Genomic DNA, 2,591 nt, shown 5'->3' with positions numbered 1-2,591 from the left:
AAATCCTTTTTTCAGGACGGCTGCTTCTTGTTCCTTGAGTGAGGCTAAGTGGCCCCCAAACCGGATAAGGGCAGGCTTTTGGGCGAATCAGCATAGGAATGAATGCTAAAAGCCCATTGGATTGACGATTTCGTCGGAGCGAGACGAAAAAAGTCCGATGCCAGTGCAGGCATCGGATTTTGATTTTTTGCGGCCATAGGTCAAGCGGGAGGGTTTGACTGACTGGCATTAGCCCCTTGGCCGGTTTTTTATGGCCTCAACTATCTGCCTTGGCCTCGGCCTTGTTCAGCTCTTGAAGGCGTTTGTCGATCAACTGGCATTTGTCCGGCAAATCCTTGCTGGCGGTGGTCAGGTCCATTTGCTGCAACTCGTCGTTGATCTCCTTGGCTTTGGCCGGGTTCTGCTCGGTGATCTGGGTGACCTTCTCGGCCACTTCCTTGCGTTTGGCTTCGGCCTCTTCGGGGGTGCAGGCCCAGGCGGGCAGGGCGGTGAACAGGGCGGCGGCGACCGTCAATTTCAACAGGGTATTCATGATGCAGACCTCCAGGTTTGCGGGTGCACTACGCCCGGTTGAGGCTGGCGCTTGGGCAAAAGTTCAGTGAAATTGCGCTCATCAACCCGGCTGAACGGCTGCGGAACAGGCAGGTCACACCCTTTGAAAGGCATCTTTTTCTTATGCCTACCGGAGGATTCAGGATGACTACTTACAACTGGGAACTGATCGAACGCCTGCTCCACGAAGTTCAGAACGGCGCCGACCACAGCTTCACCCCACGGCCCTATGCCGAAGAGCACGCAGCGGCCAAAGCGGCGGAAGGTGAGCAGGTGGAGAACCTCGACCACCTGAAAACCACCGCCACCGAGTACGAAAAGCTCCTGCTCGACCGTGGTTTCATCGCACCGCGCCCCGAGGAAGAGGGCGGAAATGGCGAAAATTTTGTGCTGACACCTCGCGGTTCCAGCTTGCTGGCGATGATCGACAGCAGCATTCCCGGCAACGACCACCCCCGCGAACTGTTGGACCAACAGGCCGACGCCCTCGACACCGCGACCTTCGACAGCCTGGCGTCCAGGGCGCAGAACGCCTGATTAACCGGGGCGCACGGTTTGCAGGCATTGCAGTGAAGTGAGGTCCTGGCGCACGCCGTCGAGTTTTTTCAGCAGGCGTGAACGCTGGGCCTCAGTGCTTTGGGCCATGAGGTCAACGATCAGGCTGCGGGCCGCTTGCTCGGTCCGCTCGAAGGCCTGGCGATAGGCGGGGCTCCACAACTGCTCGCGTTCCACCAGCAATTGCTCGATGCGTTGTGGGAAGTCGGCGGCATGACGCTGGGCCACTGCGGTGCTGAACTCGCCTTGCCATTGGGCGCGGTTGGCGATCCATTCGCGGTTTTGCTCGCCCAGGCTGGCAGACCAAGCCTGTACCCGTTGCCGCTGGCCGGGGCTGAGGGGGCCGAGCCAAGTGGCCAGGCGCTTGGCCATGCGCTCGGCGCGCTCGCGGATTTGCTGCTCCAACGGTGGTTCGACGTATTTGGCCTGGCGTTCGCGCAGGTCCTTGGCGAAGGCCGCGTTCATCTCGGCCACTTGCCGCTCGCTCAGCCCTTGCAGCAGCTCCACGGCCGAGGGGGTAATGGCCCGGGCGGTTTGGCTGATGGCTTGCTTGGCTTCTGCGGCTCGGGCTTGCAGGGCCTGATCGCTGACCTGGTCGGTCTTGACCATGGCCTCGACACGGTCGAGCCAGTCCAGGTAGGCAGGCAATTGGGTGCTGCAATGCCAGCTCAGGTGCTCCTTGAGACGTTGGTCGAACCAATCTTTTTGGGGGCGGTTCATGTCCAGGTAGTCGCTGAGCGTCCACGGCACGATCACATCAAGGTTGCGGTAGGCCAGCCCGACGCGGCTGCACCCGGCGAGGGTCAGGCCGAGGGCCAAGAGCAGGGTGATGGCGTTGAACCAGCGGGGCATGGGCAAGTCCTGGCAGGCAGTCATAGACCCTCATCTGAACCCGCAAGGGTGCTGGCAGTTCAGTGTGGTTCAGGCGCTGGGGCAGGATTTTTACGGGTGATGGGGGAGGCGGGGCTCTAGCCCTGGCGCTTCGAGGCTCGAAGCGCTTAGGGACCAGGGATTGCTGCGCGGGGTGTTACTTTTTGCCAAGGGTAATTTGCTTGGACGGGCCGAAGGTCTGGCCACTGACGCCTTTGGCGATTTGCTGGATTTCACCGCCGGACTTCAGGAAAGCAGCAATCTGCTCGTTGATCGAATCGCTGGTTTCAACGGCTGGAGCTGGCTTTGATTTGCTATTGGATGCTTTTACGCGCATGGCGGCCATTAACCTGTAGAAAATTAACTTGGCCAGGCATCGTACAGGAAATACTTGACAATTGCTTGGTAAATATCTGCTGAAATGAATTAACTCATCGTTGGGAAATTAAAACCCGCGCATTCAAATAACGCCCTAAGCGGTTGTTTTCACTCCTGAATTCATAGAATAAGCGCAACGCTTGAAACGAGAGGCAGAGAGCCAGCCACCGGTAGAATCCAGGCTCTCACACCGAAGGATTCAAGCGCAGATGACTACGCATTACCGGCAGCTGACT

General features: G+C 58.8%; 4 protein-coding genes. 1 reads left to right on the top strand and 3 read right to left on the bottom strand.

Features of this window, described 5'->3' with window-relative positions; all coding sequences use genetic code 11:
* Window positions 1-256: 256 nt before the first annotated feature.
* Window positions 257-532 (bottom strand): hypothetical protein, encoded by a 276-nt coding sequence (locus tag AC19YT_RS28090; RefSeq protein WP_500596923.1) that lies wholly within the window; start codon window positions 530-532, stop codon window positions 257-259.
* A gap of 164 nt (window positions 533-696) precedes the next feature.
* Here AC19YT_RS28090 and AC19YT_RS28085 point away from each other — a divergent pair, with 164 nt between their 5' ends.
* Window positions 697-1,089, top strand: a complete 393-nt coding sequence (locus AC19YT_RS28085; RefSeq protein WP_095107347.1) for a transcriptional regulator — start codon at window positions 697-699, stop codon at window positions 1,087-1,089.
* Here the strand turns inward: AC19YT_RS28085 and AC19YT_RS28080 are convergent, their stop codons facing one another.
* Complete coding sequence (locus tag AC19YT_RS28080) at window positions 1,090-1,959, bottom strand: DUF6279 family lipoprotein (protein WP_500596924.1); 870 nt, start codon at window positions 1,957-1,959, stop codon at window positions 1,090-1,092. It abuts the gene before it with no gap.
* A 175-nt stretch (window positions 1,960-2,134) separates the two neighbouring features.
* Window positions 2,135-2,323, bottom strand: a complete 189-nt coding sequence (locus AC19YT_RS28075) for a PFL_1563 family small protein (protein ID WP_176465044.1) — start codon at window positions 2,321-2,323, stop codon at window positions 2,135-2,137.
* Window positions 2,324-2,591: the final 268 nt, after the last annotated feature.

It is taken from the genome of Pseudomonas sp. MF08875 (genome assembly GCF_059862525.1).
Note: the sequence above shows the minus strand (reverse complement) of the source record. Positions and strands in the feature narration are given on the sequence as shown.

What these genes read in the sequence shown, in the direction of transcription:
- AC19YT_RS28090 (WP_500596923.1), bottom strand. Translation starts at nt 532, where the DNA reads ATGAATACCCTGTTGAAATTGACGGTCGCCGCCGCCCTGTTCACCGCC.
- AC19YT_RS28085 (WP_095107347.1), top strand. Translation starts at nt 697, where the DNA reads ATGACTACTTACAACTGGGAACTGATCGAACGCCTGCTCCACGAAGTT.
- AC19YT_RS28080 (WP_500596924.1), bottom strand. Translation starts at nt 1,959, where the DNA reads ATGCCCCGCTGGTTCAACGCCATCACCCTGCTCTTGGCCCTCGGCCTG.
- AC19YT_RS28075 (WP_176465044.1), bottom strand. Translation starts at nt 2,323, where the DNA reads ATGGCCGCCATGCGCGTAAAAGCATCCAATAGCAAATCAAAGCCAGCT.